A 21911-nucleotide genomic window follows, 5' to 3' on the forward strand; every position below is an offset into this window, starting at 1 on the left:
TCCGACGCCCGATTCTGGGGTCACCTTCTGGATCTGGGGTCAGGTTCGGGTCGCCGGCGGGCCAAATTCGACCCCAGATTCCACGGCGGGGGTGTTGGGGTTTGGGACGAAGGGCCCGGGCGATGCGCCAGACGGTCGCCTAGCGTTTGGGGATGCGTACCGCCGACGACATCGACATCTCGAACCTCGTGTTCATGCGCCAGGAAGAGAAGCTCGCCGCCGATGTGTACCGGGCGCTGGGCGCAAAGTGGGACCATCCGGCGTTCTCGAACATCGAGGAGTCGGAGCTGTTTCACCAGGCCGAGGTAGTCGCCCAGCTGGCGCGCTTCGGGATCGAGGACCCGATCGCGCACCTGGGGCCTGGCGAGTTCGACGACCCGGCGATGGCCGAGATGTACCAGTCGTTCGTGGCCCGAGGGCTCGAGTCACTGGACGAGGCGATGAGGGTGGCCGGCCACATCGAGGAGCTCGACATCGCCGACCTGCGGGCCCGACGTTGTGGCGTGCCCGAGATCGACCAGCTCTATGACCTGCTCGAGTTGGGGTCGCACAACCATCTGCGGGCCTTTGTCATCAACCTGGCCTATATGGGGCACCCGTATAGACCGCAGGTGCTGACACCCCAGGAAGTGGTCGACATCCTCACCGCCGGTGCTAGCGGCTGCAACAGCCAGGCGTGCCACGGCGCTGCAGGTGCCGACCATCATGGCGGCGGACACTCGTGCGTGCCCACCGATGGCGGGTGTCACTAGCCCGGGTTATCGCTGCTCGGAATTGTGATGGTCATTCCGGGGTAGATCAGGTCGGGGTCGTCGGGGCGCGGCAGGCTGTCTCGGTTTGCGTCGATGATGCCCAACCAGTGCCTGGCGATGTCGTTCAGGTCAGAGCCCGAGGGTGCGGTGCGTTCGGCGATGCTCCATAGGTTGTCGCCCTCTTCGACCAGCCACGAGCCTTGTATACCCGGCCGCTGGGAAGAGGGTGTGCCGTCGCCCGGCGCCACATCGGCATCGCCGAGATCAGCGGGCGTAACCGGGTAGTCGTATCGGGGCCAGCCAACCTCGCCGACGTGGGTCAGGGTGGCAGTCGCCCGTGTGCCGATCTGGTCTGTTCCAGCGCTTGGTTCGGCCTGGGCGCCAGCCGTCACGGTGGCGCCCACGGTGAGCGTCGTAGCAAGCGCAACGCCCGCCACGGGTCGCATCGCTCGCCGCCCGACTTCGGGAAGTCTTTCGAAGAGCCTGGCCGCCGACGTTGCGGCGCCCACGGCGCGAAGTGCCAACCCGGTCACGGTGACCACGCTCAGCCACAGGGTCCAGGCCAACGCACCGAAGCGCACCAGGGTCGCGGCCATCTCGGTCGGGTCGGTTCGATCGAGCCAAGCTGCAACGTCGAAACCGGCCACCAGAGAACCGGGGGAGGGGCCTATGGGTATGGTCCAAAGCACTGCGGCGCTGCCGAGCAGCCCCACTACCCATGCGATGACCGCGAACGTCGACATGTGCGGAGCTGGTGTGCGTCGGTTCATCCTTGCTCCTGGGCGGTCAGCGGAGCCGTTGGCATCGAGTGCCTGGCACCGTCGGCGGTCTCGTAGTCGAGGGCGCCGCATGCGCTGGACCAGACCGACACCACTCCATCGATCTCGGTTGTGGCCTCGACCGTGACGCTTTGACCCCCCGAAGGCCACGCGTCGAACAGGAACACCCGCCCGGTCGAATCGACGAGGGCTGGGGTGGCGCTGCCGTCGCAGTTCCAGTCTCCGACGATCGCAAAGTCTTCTGGAGTGCCCAGTGTGAACCTCTGGGACCCAACGTCGATGCGACCGTTCGATGCGGTCCATCGCTCGGGGCATCCATCGCCGTCGATGTCGGCGAGGTTTGCGGCATCGGGTGGTGTCGGACAGGCTGGCTCGATCGCCATGACGAGCTCGGCGCCCTGTGGTGGGGGACCGTCAGTGGTGGGTGCCGGCATCGGCTGCGTGGTCGCGGCCGCATCGGCTGGTGGGCTGTCGGGTCTTGCGCCGTCGGGGACCAGATGTGCCGCTGCCAGGACAAGAAGGGCGCCGACGACCGCGGCCCCTGCCAGCACTGGCGTTCTGTGGACCTGCCACGCGGCCGAGATTCGGCCGGCAAGTGCGGTGGCCGTCTTGGCTAGATCGGTGGTGGGTTCTGCCGGATTGGAGGCGAGAGGTTCTGAGGGGGCGGTTTCGGCGTTGCTCAACTGATGAAGCCGGAGCGCCAACGAGCTTGCGGTCGCCTTCGTGACCTCGTGGGCATCGGCGACCTGAGCGATGTGGCGCAGGCTGTCGTTCAGTCGATCGCCCGGGTGCTCGGCTTCGGTTCGGTCGAGTTCGCGCTCTAGCAGCCGAGCTATCGCCGCAACGTCGAGTTGGGGTTCGAGCCCGTCGGGCCGGGCATCGGAGCGAACTGGGCTTGCGTTGCCGAACCCGCACAGGACCGCCCGGCCCTGCTGATCGACCAGAACATGCTCGGCGCCGAGGTTTCCGTGTACGAAGCCCGCGCTGTGAATCTCGCCCAAGGTCTGGCAGACCTGGCCGAACACCACCACCAGTTCGGAAGGCTCGAGAGCACGATGATGCAGAAGGTCGACCGCGTCGAGTTTGGCCAACTCGAGCGCAGTTCCCTCGGGGCCGTCTTTGAGGTTGAGCACCTCGACGGTTCCCGGATGGCGCAGCGTCTGAAGGACTTCGGCCTCAGACCGACGGCGCAGCGGATCGGAAGGTGGGGCCGGTTTGACGAACACGTCGGGCGCCTCGGGCTCGGGACTGGGCACGGCAGTCAGGTGGCCTGTGCTGCCGGAGGGGTGAGTGCCCCGACCTGCCGGATGTTCTCCCCTGGGATCGGTCGGTGTGCCTTTGAACATATTGAAACACTATGAAAAATACTAAAAGAGGTCAATGGTCTATCCGGGAGGAGACGCCGTGGCCATTGCCCTGGCCGAGACCGATCGGGTGCTTTCGCCTCCGGGCGTCCTCAGGAGCAATCGGACCTCGGCGGTCACAACCACCTCGACGGTCGTCGCGTCGACGCGGCTCACGGTTACCTCGACCGACCCCGGTATCAAGCCGCTGCGAGAGGCGCCTCTGGCGGCGTCGATGCGCCAGCCGACCGCCCCTGCCAGGTCGGCAACCAGCTGGTATTCGCCGGTGCGTCTGAAGTGTTGTTGGTCGAGGGCAAGGGTGGCGACGTCGTTGGCCACCTCCGATGCGAGGCTCGCAGCGCTGCGCTCGGCCATGTACGACACCGAAGCGTTCAGTGTCATGGCTCCCAGCGCCAGCACGATGACGATGCCAGCGGGAATCAGCAGCAGAGCGCTGCCCGTCTGGTCGGTCGTGCGCCGGGACGACCGCCCTTGATGGTGCGGCGTCACCTCGTCACCCACATCGGCCGCCGTCGAGTGCATCGCGGTAGGGGTCGACGATCTCGGTGTGCGAAGACGTCACCTCGAATCCGTTTCCCCAATCGACGAATCCCAGCCTCACCACCGGAACCGAGTAGGTCACCTCGAAAGTGACCGGTGCACAGCGATCGAGGACCAGCGGACCATTGGCCCGCACGGTTGCCCTGCCCGAGTCGCGCCCCGCGGCCGTCAAGACGTCGAGCGCCGCGGATCGTGCCCGCTGTTCGGCCGCGCCGGCATCTACCTGAGACTCGACAAATGTGCGGGTCGCTTCGCGTGCGGCCGACTCGGTTGCAGACTTCGCTTCGATGACTGCCCACAGCTGGCCGAAGAACAACACCCCGACCGCAAACACCAGCACCCCCAGTGGGAGCATCTCGATTCCGGCCAGCTGGCCGCGTTCGTCCGAGCGCCGTTGGGCCAGGCGGGTCGTCATCGTTGGGGCTCGATGGGACGTTCGACCCTGACACGGGTGGTTTCGGAGAGATCGTCGAGCCATGGCAGCCCCAGCGAAGGGCCAACCAGGGTGGGCGGGTTCGCTGTAACGGTCACCTGGACGACATCGTCGGTCGACCCTTCGAACGAAACCTGAACTCCGTCGGTGTTGGCGAGCAGCTGCTGCACATGTGCGGTTGCCCGCGCTCTTGCCGAGGGATCAGACGAAGATCCCGACTGAGCCACGATGCGCGCTGCGTCGTATGAGACGCCCTCAACGGACGACCCGAGATACATCGCGTACATGGTCTGTACGGCGGTGAACAGCATGATCAGGAACACCAACACCCCGAGTGTCACCGAGACGACGGCGGCACCACGCTGGTCTCGCAAACGCCGGCGACCGGAGATCGCCGGTCGCGCCGCGCTCACCCTCCGATCTCGGCAATCTTTGATCGTGTGGTCGCTTCGGCATCAGCCCAGATCGACTGGAAGCCAACCCACATCAGGGCCCCAAGAGCTGCGACGATCAGAACCGCGATGGCTGCCGAGATGACGCCTTCGCCGGCTTCGTCCCGGACGCGGTGGCGTCCGGTGGCGAGCGTGGCGCTGATGCAGCACCACACGTTCAGCACGGTGTTGTTGGCGGTGGTCATGGTGTGTCTCCTTCTGATTGTTTGTTGTCAGATCCCCGAGAACCCCGACAGGGCGCTCATGAACGGCACGGCCAGGAAGATCACTCCGGGCACCAGCGTCGCTACGGTCACCGGAATCCAGACCTGCTGGTTGCGGCGTTCGATGCGCTCGATCAGCTCGCGCTGCAATGCCCGACGCATGCTGCGCGACTCGCTCGATATCAAGGCGCCCAGATCGCTGGTGTCCTGGTGCAGGGTCAGCACCGAGACCAGCTGGTGAAGCGTGGGCACGTTGGCGACTCTGGCCCATTCCAGAAGCGCGAGGTTGGTGTCGAGTCCTTGGCGTATGCGGTTGGTGACGCGCCGCAGGTCCGTGGCGCAGACGCCGTTGCCTCGCGTCGCGATACGGCTCAGTGCGCCATTGATGGAATAGCCCGAGCTGAGCAGCATTCCGATCTGTTCTGCGACCACGGGCAGTTCGAGGAACAGCCGCCGCTGGTGCTGCTCGCTCTGGCGCGCCAAGCCCTGCTCGACGAGTAGGAACGCAAGCAGTGGGCCGCACAGCAGCCCAGCGAGGGCGACGGGGCCGGGCGGTCTGACAGCCAGCAGCACCAACACCGCCGCTGCCAGTCCGACGAGGCTCATGGTGAGCTGGCGGGTGCGAAACGAAGTCGTGTCGTGATGAGAGTGAACCCGCTCGAGGCGCAGCGCCAGTTCCTCCGACACGCCGAAGCCGCGCGACAGCCGCTCGCCCAACGTGTTGGCCAGCGGTGTGATGACCTCGTCGAGCGACCGCGAAGTGGCCAGCGGCCGCGACGACCTCGCCCCACCCGTTTCGAAGGGGCGCAGGCGTTCGGCCAGCGGGAGCCTTCTGAACCAACGCAGGTGGGACAACGCCATGGTGGTCCCAGCCCACAGGACCAATGTGGACAGCACCGCGAGCCGACTCACCTCTGCGCCTCCTGGTCGAGAGCGGTTCTGCGATCGGATCGATCTGCAAATACGCGCTGCTCGGGTGGGATGGCCATCACGCGTCCGGCCCAGAGCCAGCACGCAGCCATCATCGCCAGGCCGACGACGACGGCCAGCTGGCCGCTCGTGGTCCGGTAGGCCTCACGTCCGTCGCCGATCGTCAGGCCTACCAGGGCCATACCGATCGGCACGATGATCACGAACGCCCGCGCGAACCGGGCGCCGCTCTGCTTGGCGCGGGCATCCTTTCTGCCCTGAACGTCTGCGGTTCGGTCTTCGGCGAGGTCGGACAATCGTCGGTCGAGGTCGACGCCACCAACCTGGTGCGCCGTCAGCAGGGTCTCGCAGGCAGCGTCGGCTGTCGGGTCGGCGAGTTGGGCCTTCAGCACATCGAGCGCACGCTCGAAGTCGGTCGTCAGCAGCCATTCGCGATGGGATATGTCGAAGGCATCGGAGATCTCGCGAGGCGCGCGCCTGCCGACCTGGAAGAGCGCCTGGGGAATCGATGTGCCGGCCGAGCCGGTGAGGATGCGGATCTCCTCGATCATCCGGGGCCACGCCTCGCCCGCTGCCGCAATGCGGTTGATGCGTCGTTGCCGGTAGGCGACCAGTGGCCAGGTCGCAGCGAATGAACCACCGACTGCTGCGGCGAAGATCCCACCAAAGATCGCGTAGGTCACCAAGAACGTCAGGACGAACAGTGCAGCGCACACGGCTGCCACGTCCCTGATTCGCACTCCGGGAAGCCCAGCCTGCGCCAGCCATTGTTCCAGTCGCCGCGGCACGCCGGCGCGCCGCGTGCCCGGCCCGGTCAGCGTGCGGCGGCCGAACGCGAAACGTGTGTAGATCAGATGCACGCCGGTGGCGCCGGCGACCATGAAAAGGAACTCGATCATGTCGACCCCAGCCGCGTGTCGTCGAGCAGGTCGTTCAGGTCGTAGCCGTGGTCGGCGAGCTTGTGGCCCAGCCGGATCGGGCGGTCTCCGCTCCAGCGAGCCGGTTCGCCTCGCGTCGGCCTCGAGAACACATCGGTCGCTGTGAACTGCACACCGTCCATTCCCGCCACCAGATCTTCGACGGCGACGATTCCGGTCAGCTCAACGCCGTTCGCCGAGCGGTCGAGGTGAACCACGACGTCTATCGCCTCGCTGACCAGACTGTTCAGCGCCGACATGGGAAGTTCGTTCGACGTGTCGGCCAGCTGGCAGATGAAGCGCAGGCGGGTCAGAGCCTGTCGTGCCGAGCCGGCGTGGATGGTGGTGTATCCGGTGACTCCAGACGACAGGGTCAACAGCAGCGGAAGTGCTTCTCGATCGCGTACCTCGCCGACGATCGCGACGTCGGGTGCCATCCGCAGGAACCCTGCCACCAGACGCCGCAGGTCGACCGCGTCGCGCTCACTGCGGGCCGGCCTGGTCTGCATCGACGCAACGTTGGGCAACGGCACGTCGGCCTCGAACACCTCTTCTGCCACCACGACCCTGAGGCTGGGATCGAGTTCGGCGGCGCAGCACGACAGCAGCGTTGTCTTTCCCGTACCCGGCGAGCCCGCGAACAGAATCGAAGCCCGGCTGCGCACACATGCCCGAAGGAACCGCGCCACTGGCTCGGTCAGCGTGCCGGCGTCGACCAGTTCGTCGAGGCTGCGGTAGGCCACCCCGGTGAACTTGCGCACGTTGAACATCAGGTGCCCGCCGCGCGCCACGTCGGCGTGCACGATGTGCAGGCGAGCCCCGCTGTCGAGCTGAGCATCTTGAAGACCCTCGGTTGGGTCGAGCGTGCGGTGTGCTGCCGACGCGTCGTCGAGGATCTTCGTCAGAATTCGCCTGACGTGATCGTCGTCGTGAAAGACCTCGTCGTGATAGCCCGACGGACCGCTGTGACGTTTTACGAAGATGGCGTCTGGGGCGTTGACCATGATCTCCCACACGTCGGGGTCGTCCAGGAGCGGTTGCAGAGGCCCGTAGGCGGTGAGGTTGCGCACGACCCGCTCTGCCACCAGCGCCGGTTCGGCCAGGTCGAACTCGCGCTGACCGCGCTTGAAGTCGAGGTTCCACTGCCCGATCTGTTCGTCGACCAATCGGCTGAGGATCTCGGTTCCCTCGGCTGACGTCGGATCGACCTCGAGGGCCTTGGCCCTGTCTTGGACGCGCCGTTCGATCTCGGCGAGGGGGTTCACCTGCGCCATCACGATGCAGCCTCATCACGGCCCGAGCCCGTCGAGCCGGATGTGCCCAGCGAACCGATTGCGACCGGTTCGGGGGACACGCCCGACATCGGGCCTGATGGGTCGAGGGGCTCGACCTCGCTCAACGCCCGATCGACAGGTTGGGCGATGGCCCTGACCAGCGAGTGGGGCAGCAGGGTTCCGTTTCGGTGTACGTCGTCGAGGTTCTTGACCGTGCCGATGTGGATCGGGTCTCGAAGCGAGCTCTCGATGTCGACCAGCTCGGCCAGGGCTTGGGCGGCTTCGGCCCTGGTTCGTTTGGACTTGGGAGACCCGTTGAACACCGGCACGATGCGATCGGGTTCCACGCCAAGGCCGACGAGTGCGTCTATGACGCCGACAAGGCCGTGCACGCCTACCAGGTCCGGACGGCCGACCACCAACACCAGATCTGCTGCCAGCGCGGTGACCCGCGCCATGGTGTTGCGGTCTTCGATGTCGAGCGAGCCCGTCTCGAGCTCGCCCTCGAAGTCGGCGCTGATGTCGGCGACCACCCGGCGGTACGTTCGGTTCAGGCCGTCGAGGGCAGCTGCGAATGCTCGAGGGCGAACGGCCACCCAATCCTGGCGGCGCCGCAACCCGAGCAACAGGTCGTAGCGGCGGCCGGGAACCGAATAGGTCAGCCGCCGTATCTGCGCCGATGCCATGGCCGACGAGCGGTGCCCGTCGACCAACTCCTGGACACCGGGAACAATGTCGGTCGCGTCGTGCAGCATCGCCTGGTCGGCGTCGAGTGACAGGTCGGCCAGAACCGACTGGCCGGCGGTTGCCGCATCGGAGCCGAAGGCCTGAGCCAGCGCGATCGCCAACGTGGACACCCCGGAGCCACACCTTCCGGTTACGGCGATCGTGCGTCCTCTGAACGCAACCGGCCCCGCGTCGGCAAACACCTGCTGCGGGTCGGTCATGACCTCGCCGACCGCAACTGCGTGGGCCGAAAGCCGCTCGATCAGGTCCTGTCTGGAGAAGACCTCGTGCAGCCGGGCGTGTGCTCCGAGGGCGATCCAGTCGCGGTCGTCGCTGCCGACGACGATTGCTGCTGCGTCCGCTTCGGCGATAGCCGAGAAGAGATCTCGGTCGATGCCGAGAGCGGCCGAGTCGACAAGAACAGCTGAGTGCTTGCGTCCGCTGCGCAGCCGAGCCCTCACCTCTTCTACCGAGACACACTTGACGAACTCGATCGGCAGCGCTCCGGCCATGGCCCAGCCCGTTACTTCGCGGGGCCATACGGCTCGTACCGACGCCAGGCCGAGAACCAGGTAGCGCCCGGAGGTCATCGCCAAACGCTCGAGCGCACCAGGGTCAGCGTGCCGCGGTCGGCCGCCGACGTCAGAGCCAACACCTGGTCGGTGTTGTCCAGTGCAACCGTGACCACTTGGCGCGCCGTTGCAAGCCCCGAGTCGTTGCTGCGATTGACGCTGACGACGAGGACGTCAGCGTCGATCAACTCGGTCGACGCGCTGGGTCCGGTGCCGACGGTTGCGTAGACATCGATGCGCTCGCCCGCTCGCAGCGTGCCGTCCACCGCCCTGTCGGCTTCTATGCGAAAGCTCATCTCGTAGGGGGTCATCGCATCGGCGCCCTCGTCGAGGGGGCGGATGTCCGATGCTTGGATCAGCTCGCCGGCGCCGATCGCCTCGAGGGTCACGCTGCCCAACACGAGATCGTCGTCTGCTGTGGTGAACGCGACCGCGTCGAGCCCGGTTGGGAGATCCATACGCTGCCCGCCGACCAGGTCGGGGGACAGCACCGTGCCGGGGGCGATGGGTTCGCGTGCTACCAGGTACAGCGTGGTCGGGGCAGTGTTGGCCCGCTCGAAGGCCACGAACAACCCGAGTCCGCTGAGCGCCACCAACAGCCCGCCAACGGCAGCCCGGGTTCCGGGCCACGGTCGCCTTGGGCGGATTGCGCGCTGGGTGTGGTCTGGTCGTTCGGCGGCCTCTGCGGAAGCCCCCACCGGCGGAGCGACTGTAGTCATGCGTTCGGAAGCTATACAGAGTCACCAAGAGTGGTCAATAGTTCATCTGAAACTTTCTTCAAACGAGCTGAAAGGCATGGAACAGATCGAGAGACGCTACCCAGAGTGCTGTTTGTGTGTGTGAAAGGGCGAAAGGTTGGTTGCCGGTCGGCCGAAGAATGTCCCGGCAAGTCGAGCGCGGCCGGATGTGGCGGTACGTGGTGGCGCGCTTTCGAAATGTGGTGACAGATACCGAGAGGGACTAGCATGACCGCCGTGGCAGAAGACATCACCTGGCTCTCGACCGCAGCAGCGGCCCGCCGTTTGGGCATCACCCCGCGCACCCTCTACCGGTTCATCGACGAGGGTGATGTTCCGGCTTACCGATTCGGCCGGGTGATCAGGCTCAAGCAGTCAGACGTCGACACCTACATCGACTCGTGTCGCATCGAGCCCGGCTCGCTCGAGCACCTGTATCCCGAGGCGGCCGAGAAGGCCTGAGTTTCGTCGTTGAGTCCGCCGCAAATCGGCGGCCGACCTGTTTACTTTGCGTGTGCCAGAACCGACCTTCGGGTTCACTTTCGCCCGCGCAAACTCCGTAGTCGCCTGACATGCTCGTAGCGGTTCCGGTTCTGATTGCGGGTCTGGTCATGCTGGTGCAGGGCGCAGATCGCTTCGTCGAAAGCGCGGCCGCAATAGCGGTCAGGCACCGTCTGTCGCCCGTGTTGGTGGGCGCAGTGGTAATCGGCTTTGGTACCTCGGCGCCCGAGATGGTGGTGTCTGCCATTGCGTCGGCCCGCGGCGAAGTGGCCCTGGGCGTGGGCAACATCGTCGGCTCCAACGTCGCCAACGTGACGCTGGTCCTGGGGGTGGCCGCGCTGATAGCGCCCCTGGCGGTCGATCGCAGCATCCTGGTGCGCGAGGGACCCTTGGCCATCGCCGCCGTGGCCATGTCGGCGGCCTTCTTCTTCAACGGGGTTCTGGCGCGCTGGGAAGGCATCGCCTTTGTGGTGGCCATGGTGGTCGCTCTCGGTTTGATAATCCGTGGCGGCCTCGACGTCGAAGACCTGACGTTCGGCGACCAGGCCGACGAACGCTCGCAGCGCCGGCTGGTGTTCTTCACCGTCCTGGGTTTGGCGATGACCGTGGTCGGCGCCCAGGTGGTGGTGTGGGCTGCTACCGAAATCGCAGACGACTTCGGTCTGACCGGCGGTTTCGTCGGGTTCTCTCTGGTTGCATTGGGAACCTCGCTGCCCGAGCTGGGCACCACCGTCATCGCCTGCCGCAAGGGTCAGACCGGCCTGGTCGTCGGCAACCTGCTGGGCAGCAACATCTTCAACTCGTTGGCCGTGGGGGGCATCATGGGGCTGGTTGGGCCCGGGGTGATCACCGACGAGCTGTTGTCGGGGCGGGGTTCGGTGCTGATGGTGGTGGCCGTGGTGCTGGCGTATCTGTTCGCGTCGAACGGTCGGCGGCTCAACCGGGTCGAGGGGTTGGTGTTGGTGGCGCTGTATGTCGCCGCGCTGGTGCTGTTGGCCGGCGGCACAGAAGAGGTCGACGCCGCGCTGGCTCTGTAGCGGAGCCGTTCACGTCGAGGCCGACCGGTCGAGCAATGTGCGAAGGCCAGAGGTGAGCCCGTTGAGGTCGTTCTGCAGGCGCTGAACCTCGGCGACCAGGCGCAGGATGTCTTCTCGTCTGACGCTCGCGTTGCTGCCCGGCTGCAGCATCGCAACCGTCTGGCGAAGTTGGGCGATCTCGTGTTGTGCCATGCGATAGTTGGTCATCGGCGCATGATCGCGTCGAACACACGTTCGGTCAAGTGTGGACGTGGGAAACGCGGCCGGCGTCTGGGAGAATGATCGCCACCTACACGCCCTGGGGGACCCATGACCGACACCAAAAACGCCGAGGACACCCGCATTGCGTATCGGACCTGTCCGCTGTGCGAGGCCGGATGCGGTCTCGAGATCACCCTCGAGCGCGGTGATGATGGCGCCGAGACCGTCAAACGCATCAGGGGTGATCGCGACGACGTGTTCTCGCAGGGATTCATCTGCCCCAAGGGCTCGACGCTCGGGCATCTGCACGACGACCCCGACCGGCTCCGCAAGCCCGTGGTGAAGCGCGACGGGGTGTTTGTTGAGGTCGATTGGGACGACGCGTTCGCCGAGATCGATGCACGGATGATGCCGCTGCTGGCCGAGTACGGCCGCGATGCGTCTGCCATTTACATGGGCAACCCGTGCGCCCACTCGCTCGGGCCGATGCTGTACAACCGCGCGGTCATCGGGGCCCTGGGAACCCGCAACCGGTTCTCGGCATCGACCGTCGATCAGCGCCCCAAGGAGATCTCGGCCGCCATCATGTTCGGCTCGGTGAGTGTTCCGGTTCCGGACCTGAACCGCACCGACTACCTGATGATGCTCGGCGCCAACCCCTATGCGTCCAACGGGTCGCTGTGCACCGCGCCCGACTTTCCGGGGCGGCTCGAGCGCATTCAGGCACGCGGCGGCAAGGTCGTGGTGGTCGACCCCCGGCGCAGCGAGACAGCGGCAAGAGCCGACCGCCACGTGGCCATCCGGCCGGGCTCCGACGCCCACCTGCTGGCCGCAATGGCCAACCACATGATCAGCACCGGCCAGGCCGACGCCGGTGCCGTGGCCCAGCACTGCGCCGACCTCGACGAACTGCCGCAGTTGCTGGCCCCGTACACACCCGAGGTGGTTGCCACGATCTGTGGCATCAGCGCCGCCGACATCCGTTCCCTGGCCGACGATCTGTGTGCTGCCCCAACCGCAGCCGTGTACGGGCGTATCGGTACGGCCACCCAAGAGTTCGGCACCCTGGCCAGCTGGCTGGTGGACGTTGTCAACATCCTCAGCGGCAACCTCGACCGCGTCGGCGGCGCCATGTTCACCAAGGGTGCTGTCGGTCAGCCTTCCACCAAGGGTCAGCCCGGCTCGGGTCGGGGGTTCCGGATGGGCCGGGCGTTCTCGCGGGTCGGCAACCGACCAGAAGCATTCGGTGAGTTCCCTGTCACGGCGCTTCCCGAGGAGATCGAAACGCCAGGCGAGGGCCAGGTGCGAATGCTGGTGACCATCGGCGGCAACCCGGTGTCGTCGAATCCCAACTCGAACCGCCTCGACGCAGCCCTGGCCTCGCTCGAGTTCATGGTCTCGGTCGACATGTACATCAACGAGACCACGCGCCACGCCGACGTCATCTTGCCCCCGCCTTCACCGCTGCAGAAGAGCCACTACGACCTCGCCCTGCTGAACTTCGCGGTACACAACGTGGCCAACGCGTCCTTGCCGGTGCTCGATCTCGACGAGGGTCAGCCAGACGAGTGGGAGATCTTGTTGAGGCTGGCTGGCGTGTTCGCCGGCGAGGGCCCAGACGCCGACATCACCGCCATGGACGATGCGGCTGCGCTGGGTTTGCTGTCGTCGGTCACACGCGACCAGTGGTCGAGCGTGCACGGGCGCGACGTGGAAGAGCTGGTCGCCGAGTTGGGCGAGCGGCGCGGCCCGCTTCGTCTGCTGGACATCATGCTGCGCACCGGGCCCTACGGTGACGGATTCGGCGAAGACCCCGAAGGCATCGGGCTCGACACCCTCATCGACAACCCCCACGGCGTCGACCTGGGTCCGCTGGAGCCGGGTCGCATTCCCGACATCTTGCGCACCCCGTCGGGCAAGATCGAGCTGCTTCCACAGCAGATTCGAGACGATCTGCCTCGACTGGCTGCCTCGCTCGAGCGCGACTGGTCTCAGGCCATGGTGTTGGTCGGTCGGCGCCACGTGCGGTCGAACAACTCGTGGATGCACAACATCCGGGTGTTGATGAAGGGACGCAACCGCTGCACCCTGCAGATTCACCCCGACGACGCAGACCGGCTGGGCCTGGCCGACGGCTCGCCCGCCAGGGTCACCTCGCGGGTGGGTGAGGTGGTCGTCGACACCGAGGTCACCGACGGCATCAAGCCCGGCGTTGTGTCGATTCCTCACGGGTTCGGCCAGAACCTCCCCGGGGTCGAGATGCGGGTTGCCGCCGAATATCGCGGTGTCAACACCAACGTGTTGACCGACGAGCAGTTCTTTGACCAGATCAGCGGGAACATCGCCCTCAACGGTGTGCCCGTGACGGTCGTGCCCGCCTGACCCGGTTGCGCCTCAGGCGTTTGCCTTTGCTCGCGACAACGCCACCATGCGGTCGGTGATGTCGAAGCAGTCTTCGCAACCCCAGATGCGGTTGTAGATGATGCAGCCCAGGCATACGCCGGCGAAAGCCTCGAGGCTCGCAGCGCCGACCAACGCGGCGACCACCAGTTGGGCGGCACCGGGGTAACCGGCCACGAACAACACCGATGCAGTCGAAGCGAACGCCAGGCCGATGCCCTGGGCAAATCGCTTTGGCGCGCCCGGAACCATGCGGTGGCGACGGTCGAGGGCGGGGGTTGCGATGCGCGTGACCACCAACCCCAGTGGGCTGAACCGCGGCCCCGACAGCACGCGTGCCGCGAATCCATAGGCCAGGGGAACCAAGGCCCAGCCGCTGCCTGTGGCCAGGAAGGTGGCGCCCATAGCGACGACACCAGCGGCGACCAGCCGGGCCGACAGCTCGTTCACCTCCTGAGGAAAAGACACGATTCGACTCATGCAGCGAATGCTAACCAGATAAACCCGATCTGAATACTCATATTTAGGTACAAATCGTGGAATATGTCTGGATGTCGGAGGGTTCAGGTGCCGATCGATCCGGATGCTTCGACCAGGCTGGCTGCCAGCTCAGGAGCTGGTTGGGGCCGGCCCAGCAGGTAGCCCTGGGCGAAGTCGCAGCCCAACAACGCCAGGGCCTCGAGCTGCGCGGGTCGCTCTATGCCATGAGCAACCACGTGGAGCCCCAGCGATTTCGCCAGGTCGATGACGGTGGCCACCGCGTCCGGATCGTCGTCGACGTGATCCACCAGCTGGGCCGCCAGCTTCACCGTCTTGGCCGAGATCTGCTTCAGCACACTGAACGACGTGCCGCCGGTGCCGAAGCCGTCGATCGATGCCTGGAACCCCATTCGGGTGAGCGCCCGAAGCCTGCCGACGACCATTCCGGGCTGTTCGACGAGGGTGCGCTCGGAGATCTCGATCATCACCGAGCTGCGGTCGACGCCTGCCGCATCCGCCGCATGGGCCAGTCGCTCGGGCAGTGACTCGTCGGCCAGGGTCAGCGGCGACAGGTTCACCGCCACGAACCGGGCCCCGTCGGACGCGCCGCCGAGCAACCGCAGCTGGTCGTTGAGCACCTGGTCGAAGACCTTGCCGTCGACGACACCGATGACACCTTCGGCCTCTGCCTGTTCGATGAACGTGTGTTCGGGCGAGCGCGACGCCTCCGACCGCCATCGCGCCAACGCCTCGAAGCCTGCCACCGGTCCTACCGAGGTCGCCTGGTCATCGGACGTGCCCAGCGCGAAGATCGGCTGATAGACGACGCTGAGGGCGTTGTCGTCGGCGTCGAGCGCCCGGGCCAGCGAGGTGCGTACCGGCCCGCCGCCCATCTCGACCAGGTCGGATCCGAACACGGCCACGACGCCCTTGCCCCGTTCCTTGGCCTGGCGCATGGCCGAGTCGGCATGGGTCAACAGGTCGCCGGCGTCGGTATCGGAGTCGGAGCTCGAGATGCCGACACTCACCGCCACGCTGACGTTCTGGCCGGCGATGGTGATCGGCTGATGGACCTCTTCGACGATCCGGGTAGCCACCGCCACGGGATCGTTGGGCCCCACGAGCAACACACCGAACTCGTCGCCCTCGAAGCGTGCGGCGATGTCGTCTGGACCCAGGCATCGGCGAATCCTCACCGAGATGACCGACAAGATCGCGTCGCCCGCCGCGTGCCCCAGCGCATCGTTGACCACGGCAAAGTCGTCGAGGTCGATGCGCAAGGCGGCAACCGAGCCGTCGCCAGACATCGCGCTTCGCGTACGGTCGTCGAACACGTCCTGAGTCGGCAAGCCGGTCAAGGGGTCGCACGCGGCCTGCGTCTCGATCTGTTGCTTCACCAGTGCCGTCTGGATCCGGTGCCGGAAGCGGTCGAAGGTGGCAGCGGTATCGTTGCCGAACGCTCCGAAGCTGGAGATGCTGCCGGCCGCAACCATCAGCGCGATCGGTTCGCCGGCTTTTGTGATAGACCCGGCCAGAGCCGACACTGCGTTGGCGCCATGCAGGTTCACCAGGGTGCCGGTCTGCGACGCGCCCAAACGGTCTACGTCGCCGAGGCCTGTGCTCAGCCGACGCAGCACCACGGTGGTGGCACCGTCCAGCACCTCTTCCACCACGCCGCCGCCAATGCACCTGATGACACGCGAGCCCGAGCTCGAGTGGTCGAACAGCACCAGCTCGACCGACACCGCCCCCAGCTCTTGCTCGGCTCGGGTCATCAAGCTCAGCAACGGGTCTTGTCGAACCGCCACGGGCGACTGCCCGGGGACCTCGTTCAGGAACTTGATCTTGTCGTCGTTGGCGGCCTCGCGTGTCGCGAGCCAGCGGGCCAGGGCCGTGCCGATGACGGGTACCAGCAGGACCAACGCGGCCCAGGGGTCGACGCTGGCGATCACCGACGCGGCGACCGATGCCGACGACACCAGCGCTGCGGCAAACAAGCCCAGGCCTGCCCGCCCGGCCAGTAGGTTGGCCGAACGCCGGGTGCCGGCCGACCACCGGCCCACAGAGCCGACGACCTCGGCGGTGAGCTCTGCGGCCGAGGCCACTAGGGCGATCGCTGCCCAAGAGGCCGGGTTCGACACCGACCCCACGTCGATCAGCCATGAAGCGACAGCGACTGCGGCGGCGGCTCTGGCCAGGCGCTCGGCCACCCCCAGGGCGACCATCTCTGGGCGGAGCTTTCTCTCGGCGACCGCCGACACCAGACCGGCTGTCGCCGCAGCCATCGCAGCTGCCAGCGGACCCGAATACAGCGCTGCGATCACAACCGCGGCGCCCGAGAGGGTGAGGCAGGCACGCTCGCGCCTGAACCTGAAGCGCAGTGCGGCCGCCTCGGCGATCGCAGCAGCTGCGACCACCCAGACGGCTGCGATGAACACCCCATCGGCCGACGGCACGCCGGGGGCGATGGCCACGATGGCAACCGACCCAGCGCAAACCGCCGCGATCATCCCCCATGTCGCTGCTCTGTTCATTTCGTCATCCCGCTCGAAGCCACACCGTGAGGTTTCGGCATCGCCTCGGTATCGGCTTGAGGTCAATATTGCGGTTGTGTTACGGGCGTTGCCGACGTTGTCCTCTGTGTCGGCGGGCCGTGTTGCCGGAGACTGAGATTGATGTTCTCCGATCGAGTAGATGCAGGCGATCGCCTGGCGCGGCTCGTCAAGGGAAAGGTCGCGCCCGACTCGGTGGTTCTGGGGCTTCCCCGTGGTGGTGTACCCGTGGCCGCTCGAGTGTCAGCCGCGCTGGACCTCGACCTCGACGTGATCGTGGTTCGCAAGGTCGGCCTGGCCACCAACAGCGAGTTGGCCATGGGGGCCGTCGGCGAGGGCGGTGTGGTATGGGTCAACCACGAAGTGCTGGGTGCCTACGGCGTCGACGCGCGGTCATTTGAGTCTGCAGCCGAGCGCGAGCGCGCCGAGGTCGCACGCCGTGTCGAGGCGATCAGGCGCGTGAGGCCCCGCGTCGAACTGGCGGGCAGGACCGCGGTGATAGTCGACGACGGCCTGGCCACCGGGTCAACGGCCAGGGCGGCTTGCGGGGTGGCCCGAGCATCCGGCGCATCGATGGTGGTCCTGGCGGTTCCGGTGGCGCCCCGAGGGGCTCACACCGAGCTGCTCGGACCAGCTGACGAGGTCATAGTCGCCGAGACGCCAACGACCTTCTTCGGCGTAGGGCAGTTCTACGTGGATTTCTCGCCGACAACCGAGGCCGAGGTGTTCGAGCTCTTGAGCCGAACCGATACCTGAACGCCGTGATAGACGGGCCCGTCGCCGACATCGGTTCGGGCCTCGCCCATCACGTTGTTGACACCTTGGCGCCACCACCCCTTGTCGGTCGAAGCCAATCCCGGACGACTCGACGCATCGATGGCAACCACCGCATCGAAGGTGCCCGCGGCCGACTCGACCACGACGCGGTCGCCGTCAACCAGGCCATCACGAGCTGCATCCTCGCCGTTGAGGCGCAGCGGCGGGGTGCCCGTCTTCGACCGGGTCTTCTGGGTGCCGGCGAACGTCGAGTTGAGGTGCCAGTCGCTCGCAGCCGCTATCAGCTGGTATTCGCCGGCGCCGGTGGTCCACTGGGTAGGTTCGAACTCGGGAACCAGGCCCAAACCCTGGTTGGCCGCGGCCGTGCTGGCGAACTCGAAACGACCGGAAGGTGTGGGGAATCTCTGGCGGGTCGGAGCCCACGGTGTGGCGTAGGGCAGGCGGGCCCAGCCCGTGCTCCTGAGGCTCTGCGCATCGATCCCAGCCTCGGCGAAGGGTTGATGGTCGAGAAGCTCGTCCAGCAATTCGTCGTCCGACAGGTGCAGCACGGGTTCGTCGTAGCCCATCGCAGCCGCCAGACGCCTGCGGATCTCGCTGAATGGCAGGCACTGTCCCGGTGGTTCGACGGCCGGCAGGTTGAGGTTGGCGTAGAAGTGGGCGAACGAGTTGTTCAGCTCGAGCTGCTCGTGTTGCATCGCGGCGGGCAAGACGATGTCGGCATAGGCCACCGTCTCGGTGTCGAACACGTCGACAACGACAGTGAACAGGTCTTCGCGCGACAGCGCCTTGGCCACAGCGGCTGTATCGGGATTTGAAACCATCGGGTTTGCCGCCACCACGAACAGTGCTTCGACGGGCTGGGCCCTGTGTGGGTCGAGCTCTTCTGCCAGCAGGGTCATCGTCAGGGTGCGGGGACGCGTGCCCAGCTCGGTGTGGTGGTAGGCGGGGTTGAACTGGTAGTAACGCGACGTCGAATACACCAGTCCGCCGCCGGGCTGGTCGAAGGCCCCGATCACGGCCGGGATGCACGAGATGGCGCGGGCCGCCTGGCCGCCGCCATGGTGGCGCTGCATGCCCTGCCCGATCTTGATCGCCAGCGGAGCATTGGCGGCGATGGTGTCGATCAGCTCCTCGATCTGCGCGGCGCCGATGTCACAAACGTCGGCGGCGCGATCGGTTGTCCAGCCACGGATGCTTTCCGCGAACTGGTCGAATCCCGTCGTGCGGTGGCCGATGAAGTGCGGGTCGTGGGCTTCGCGCTCGATCAAGCCGTTGCACACCGCCAGCGCCAGGGCAGTGTCGGTGCCCGGCCTGATCGCGAGGTGCAGGTCGGCGCGTTTGGCGGTGCGCGTGGCCACAGGGTCGACTACCACCAACCTCGCGCCGTTGCGCCTTGCCGTTTCGACATAGGGCCACCAGTGCTGGTTGGCCACGAGGGTGATCGAACCCCAGATCACCACGGTTCGGGCGTCGACGACTTGCTCGGGGTCTAGTGACACCGAGATGCCCATGGTGAGCCTGAGGCCGGCGTGGCCCGCTGGTGAGCAGATCGAAAGGTGGTGTGCCGCAGCACCCATCCGGTTCCACAGTGCCTGGGTGCTGTTCGCGCCTTGCACATATCCCATCGAGCCGGTACCGTAGAAGGGCCAGATCGCGCCTCCGCCGCTGGTGTCTACGATGTCGCTGAACCGTTCGGCGATGGTGCCAATGGCTTCATCCCAACCGATGGGTTCGAACCGGGCCGCTCCTTTGGGCCCGATCCGCCTCAGCGGTTGAAGCAGTCGCGATGGGTCAGCGGCGTGCTCGAGCCATGGGTTCACCTTCTTACACAACCCACCCCTGGTGAACGGGTGGTCGGGGTTTCCGCGAACACGCACCGCCTTGCCGTCGTCGTCGATGGTGACCACCCACGAGCACCCGTCGGGGCAGTCGAGGGGGCACGCACCTGGAATATCTCGCATGATCGGCAACCTCCCGGCCAGTACCCTCACGGGCTGACACCGCCCTCGAAACACGGAGCTTCCGGTGCAGCTGTACGACACGATGACACGAACCAAGGCCGAGCTGCACACGCTCGTCCCCGGACGGGTCTCCATGTACGTCTGCGGACCCACCGTGTACGACCATCCACACCTGGGTCACGGACGCACGGCTCTCACCTACGACGTCCTGCGTCGCTACCTGCGCTGGACCGGTCACGAGGTGACGATGGTCGCCAACGTCACCGACATCGACGACAAGATCATCGGCAGAGCCGAGCGCGAAGGTCGCACCGAGGCCGAGGTCGCAACCGAGTTCCTCGACAGCTATGTCGCTCAGCTGGATCGGCTGGGGGTCGAGCACCCCGATCACCGACCCCAGGCCACCCAGTTCATCGACGGCATGATCGAGACCATCCGCGAGCTTGTCGATGCCGGCGCCGCATATGTGGTTGAAGGTCGCGGCGTGTACTTCGACGTCACGTCGGCAGTCGACTATGGCCGTCTGGCAGGTCGCAACCTCGAGCAGTTGCTCGAGGACGCAGGTCAGCGGGTGGAGGTCGACGAGGCCAAACGTTCGCCCCTCGACTTTGCGTTGTGGAAGGCGGCAAAGCCAGGCGAACCCAGCTGGGAAACGCCGTGGGGTCCGGGTCGGCCCGGCTGGCACACCGAGTGCGTGGCGATGTCGATGTCGATCCTGGGTGAATCATTCGATATCCACGGCGGGGGAGACGACCTGACCTTCCCACACCACCAGAACGAGCAGGCGCAGGCGTCGGCCTGCGGGCACGGGTTCGCGCGGTTCTGGGTGCACAGCGCCATGTTGAACGTCTCGGGCGAAAAGATGTCCAAGTCGCTGGGCAACTTCACGACCCTGGCCGAAGCGCTCGAAGCCTTTGGTCCGCGCGCCGTGCGCCTGGCTGTGTTGCAGACGCACTACCGCTCGACCATGGAGATGGGTCCAGAATCGCTTTCCCAAACGGCCGAGGCCGTCAAGCGCCTCGATGCGATGGTGCGCCGGGCGGTGGCAGCGGGGGTGACGCTGGCCTCGGCCAACCCGACGGTCGCCGCCGACGACGCCCAGCGTCTCGATGTCGACACCGTCGAGCGGTTCCGCTCGGCCATGGAAGACGACATGTCGACTCCGGCGGCGATGGATGCTGTGTTCGGTGCCGTGAGAGCGGCCAACTCGGCGCTGGACGAGGGGCGGCTCGACGACGCAGCACGGCTGGCCGGCACCGTTGTCTTGTTGTGCGCCGTCTTGGGTTTGGCTGTGGGCGAGGACGACCACGGCGATGATGACTCGAAGATCGACGACCTGGTGGCCCGGCGCCAGCAGGCCAGAGCCGACAGAGATTTCGCCGCAGCCGACGCGATCCGAGACGAGCTGACCTCGATGGGCGTGGTGGTGGAAGACACCGCCTCTGGCCCGATCTGGCATCGGGCCTGAGGCGAAGGGTGAGCGGGCGTCAGAGCCTGCGCATCACCGTGACGACCTTTCCGAACAGGTCGACCTCGTCTGAGCGGAAGACCATCGGCTTCATGGTGGGGTTGGCAGGCGTGAGGGTGACCTTGTTGCCATCCTTGGCGAACCGCTTGACCGTGGCCTCTTCACCCGGAATGCCGGCGACGACGATGTCGTTGCGGTAAGCGACCGACTGGCGACGCACGACCACATAGTCGCCGTCGAGGATCCCGTCGTCGATCATCGAGTCGCCCCTGACTCGAAGCATGAACAGTTCGCCCTCGCCCGTGATGTCGCCGGGCATGGGGACGAGCTCTTCGACGTTTTCCTGAGCCAGCACGTCGGTGCCGGCCGCGACCTCGCCCACGAGAGGCACGAGCCTGAAGGGGCGGCGTTCGGCGTGGGTGAACGAGCCGGCTTCGAAGGTGACCTCGAGGGCTCGCGGCTTGGAGGGATCGCGGCGAAGGTAGCCGAGTTCTTCGAGTTTGCGCAGGTGTGAGTGAACGGTCGAGGGTGAGGCCAGCCCGACCGCCTCGCCGATCTCGCGGACCGAGGGCGGATAGCCGCGCTCTCTCATGGCGTCGTCGATGAACTCGAGGATGCCGCGGTGACGATCTGTCAGATCGGGGTTGTTCATTGTGTGCTCCTGGCGCTCGTGCCTGCGACCCGGCGCCGAGTGTATCGATCAGGCGACGTCGAATCAAACATCTGTTCGACGAACGACAGTTCCGCGGCGGGTGTTGACAGCGAACGAATGTTCTGGTCACTTGGGTGCTCGAACAGAACGGGCGTTCGTGGAACGAGTGTTCCGGATCGGTCGATGGGCTTGCAGCTCGATCG

General features: G+C 66.2%; 22 protein-coding genes. 6 read left to right on the top strand and 16 right to left on the bottom strand.

Annotation, left to right across the window (positions count from 1 at the left end; all coding sequences use genetic code 11):
- Nucleotides 1-152 precede the first annotated feature (152 nt).
- Nucleotides 153-752, top strand: coding sequence for a DUF2202 domain-containing protein (locus R2770_18475; protein MEZ5282449.1), 600 nt, complete (start codon nucleotides 153-155; stop codon nucleotides 750-752).
- On the opposite strand, the gene R2770_18480 is transcribed toward R2770_18475, so the two are convergent.
- The 11 genes from R2770_18480 to R2770_18530 all read right to left on the bottom strand — a co-directional run bounded on the left by R2770_18480 (nucleotide 749) and on the right by R2770_18530 (nucleotide 9661).
- Nucleotides 749-1522 (bottom strand): LysM peptidoglycan-binding domain-containing protein, encoded by a 774-nt coding sequence (locus tag R2770_18480; GenBank protein ID MEZ5282450.1) that lies wholly within the window; start codon nucleotides 1520-1522, stop codon nucleotides 749-751. The two genes, R2770_18475 and R2770_18480, sit on opposite strands and share 4 nt — an antisense overlap.
- Nucleotides 1519-2787 (bottom strand): protein kinase, encoded by a 1269-nt coding sequence (locus R2770_18485; protein ID MEZ5282451.1) that lies wholly within the window; start codon nucleotides 2785-2787, stop codon nucleotides 1519-1521. The genes R2770_18480 and R2770_18485 overlap by 4 nt, the downstream gene beginning before the upstream one ends.
- A gap of 129 nt (nucleotides 2788-2916) precedes the next feature.
- On the bottom strand, nucleotides 2917-3417 hold the full coding sequence (locus R2770_18490; GenBank protein ID MEZ5282452.1) for a hypothetical protein: 501 nt from the start codon (nucleotides 3415-3417) through the stop codon (nucleotides 2917-2919).
- Nucleotides 3389-3850: a hypothetical protein gene (locus R2770_18495; protein ID MEZ5282453.1), complete on the bottom strand. Its 462-nt coding sequence runs from the start codon at nucleotides 3848-3850 to the stop codon at nucleotides 3389-3391. Before R2770_18495 ends, R2770_18490 begins: the two co-directional genes overlap by 29 nt.
- Nucleotides 3847-4281, bottom strand: coding sequence for a hypothetical protein (locus tag R2770_18500; protein MEZ5282454.1), 435 nt, complete (start codon nucleotides 4279-4281; stop codon nucleotides 3847-3849). Before R2770_18500 ends, R2770_18495 begins: the two co-directional genes overlap by 4 nt.
- On the bottom strand, nucleotides 4278-4505 hold the full coding sequence (locus tag R2770_18505; GenBank protein MEZ5282455.1) for a hypothetical protein: 228 nt from the start codon (nucleotides 4503-4505) through the stop codon (nucleotides 4278-4280). Before R2770_18505 ends, R2770_18500 begins: the two co-directional genes overlap by 4 nt.
- A 27-nt stretch (nucleotides 4506-4532) precedes the next feature.
- Nucleotides 4533-5435: a type II secretion system F family protein gene (locus R2770_18510; protein MEZ5282456.1), complete on the bottom strand. Its 903-nt coding sequence runs from the start codon at nucleotides 5433-5435 to the stop codon at nucleotides 4533-4535.
- Nucleotides 5432-6352 carry a hypothetical protein gene (locus R2770_18515; protein MEZ5282457.1) on the bottom strand — a complete coding sequence of 307 codons (921 nt, stop codon included), beginning with the start codon at nucleotides 6350-6352 and terminating at the stop codon, nucleotides 5432-5434. Before R2770_18515 ends, R2770_18510 begins: the two co-directional genes overlap by 4 nt.
- Nucleotides 6349-7644, bottom strand: a complete 1296-nt coding sequence (locus R2770_18520) for an ATPase, T2SS/T4P/T4SS family (protein ID MEZ5282458.1) — start codon at nucleotides 7642-7644, stop codon at nucleotides 6349-6351. Before R2770_18520 ends, R2770_18515 begins: the two co-directional genes overlap by 4 nt.
- Nucleotides 7644-8960 carry a hypothetical protein gene (locus tag R2770_18525; protein ID MEZ5282459.1) on the bottom strand — a complete coding sequence of 439 codons (1317 nt, stop codon included), beginning with the start codon at nucleotides 8958-8960 and terminating at the stop codon, nucleotides 7644-7646. The genes R2770_18520 and R2770_18525 overlap by 1 nt, the downstream gene beginning before the upstream one ends.
- Nucleotides 8957-9661 carry an RcpC/CpaB family pilus assembly protein gene (locus R2770_18530; protein ID MEZ5282460.1) on the bottom strand — a complete coding sequence of 235 codons (705 nt, stop codon included), beginning with the start codon at nucleotides 9659-9661 and terminating at the stop codon, nucleotides 8957-8959. Before R2770_18530 ends, R2770_18525 begins: the two co-directional genes overlap by 4 nt.
- A gap of 255 nt (nucleotides 9662-9916) precedes the next feature.
- On the opposite strand from R2770_18530, the gene R2770_18535 reads away from it, so the two are divergent.
- Nucleotides 9917-10141, top strand: a complete 225-nt coding sequence (locus tag R2770_18535) for a helix-turn-helix domain-containing protein (GenBank protein ID MEZ5282461.1) — start codon at nucleotides 9917-9919, stop codon at nucleotides 10139-10141.
- 110 nt (nucleotides 10142-10251) lie between these two features.
- Nucleotides 10252-11217: a calcium/sodium antiporter gene (locus R2770_18540; GenBank protein MEZ5282462.1), complete on the top strand. Its 966-nt coding sequence runs from the start codon at nucleotides 10252-10254 to the stop codon at nucleotides 11215-11217.
- Nucleotides 11218-11226: 9 nt separating this feature from the next.
- Here the strand turns inward: R2770_18540 and R2770_18545 are convergent, their stop codons facing one another.
- On the bottom strand, nucleotides 11227-11424 hold the full coding sequence (locus tag R2770_18545) for a hypothetical protein (protein ID MEZ5282463.1): 198 nt from the start codon (nucleotides 11422-11424) through the stop codon (nucleotides 11227-11229).
- Between the two features lie 102 nt (nucleotides 11425-11526).
- Here R2770_18545 and R2770_18550 point away from each other — a divergent pair, with 102 nt between their 5' ends.
- Nucleotides 11527-13800, top strand: coding sequence for a molybdopterin-dependent oxidoreductase (locus R2770_18550; GenBank protein MEZ5282464.1), 2274 nt, complete (start codon nucleotides 11527-11529; stop codon nucleotides 13798-13800).
- A 12-nt stretch (nucleotides 13801-13812) separates the two neighbouring features.
- On the opposite strand, the gene R2770_18555 is transcribed toward R2770_18550, so the two are convergent.
- Nucleotides 13813-14298 carry a DUF4395 domain-containing protein gene (locus R2770_18555; GenBank protein ID MEZ5282465.1) on the bottom strand — a complete coding sequence of 162 codons (486 nt, stop codon included), beginning with the start codon at nucleotides 14296-14298 and terminating at the stop codon, nucleotides 13813-13815.
- An 83-nt stretch (nucleotides 14299-14381) separates the two neighbouring features.
- On the bottom strand, nucleotides 14382-16832 hold the full coding sequence (locus tag R2770_18560) for a bifunctional diguanylate cyclase/phosphodiesterase (GenBank protein MEZ5282466.1): 2451 nt from the start codon (nucleotides 16830-16832) through the stop codon (nucleotides 14382-14384).
- Between the two features lie 141 nt (nucleotides 16833-16973).
- On the opposite strand from R2770_18560, the gene R2770_18565 reads away from it, so the two are divergent.
- Nucleotides 16974-17606: a phosphoribosyltransferase family protein gene (locus R2770_18565; GenBank protein ID MEZ5282467.1), complete on the top strand. Its 633-nt coding sequence runs from the start codon at nucleotides 16974-16976 to the stop codon at nucleotides 17604-17606.
- On the opposite strand, the gene R2770_18570 is transcribed toward R2770_18565, so the two are convergent.
- Nucleotides 17540-19588, bottom strand: coding sequence for a molybdopterin-dependent oxidoreductase (locus R2770_18570; protein ID MEZ5282468.1), 2049 nt, complete (start codon nucleotides 19586-19588; stop codon nucleotides 17540-17542). The two genes, R2770_18565 and R2770_18570, sit on opposite strands and share 67 nt — an antisense overlap.
- A 64-nt stretch (nucleotides 19589-19652) precedes the next feature.
- Between R2770_18570 and cysS the strand changes: the two genes are divergently transcribed.
- Entirely contained in the window at nucleotides 19653-21056 is a 1404-nt protein-coding gene (cysS, locus tag R2770_18575; protein MEZ5282469.1) for a cysteine--tRNA ligase, read from the top strand.
- Nucleotides 21057-21075: 19 nt separating this feature from the next.
- Here cysS and lexA read toward each other — a convergent pair whose 3' ends face one another.
- Complete coding sequence (gene lexA, locus R2770_18580; protein ID MEZ5282470.1) at nucleotides 21076-21708, bottom strand: transcriptional repressor LexA; 633 nt, start codon at nucleotides 21706-21708, stop codon at nucleotides 21076-21078.
- Nucleotides 21709-21911 lie beyond the last annotated feature (203 nt).

It is taken from the genome of Acidimicrobiales bacterium, from assembly GCA_041394185.1.
Taxonomy (GTDB): domain Bacteria; phylum Actinomycetota; class Acidimicrobiia; order Acidimicrobiales; family Poriferisodalaceae; genus JAAETH01.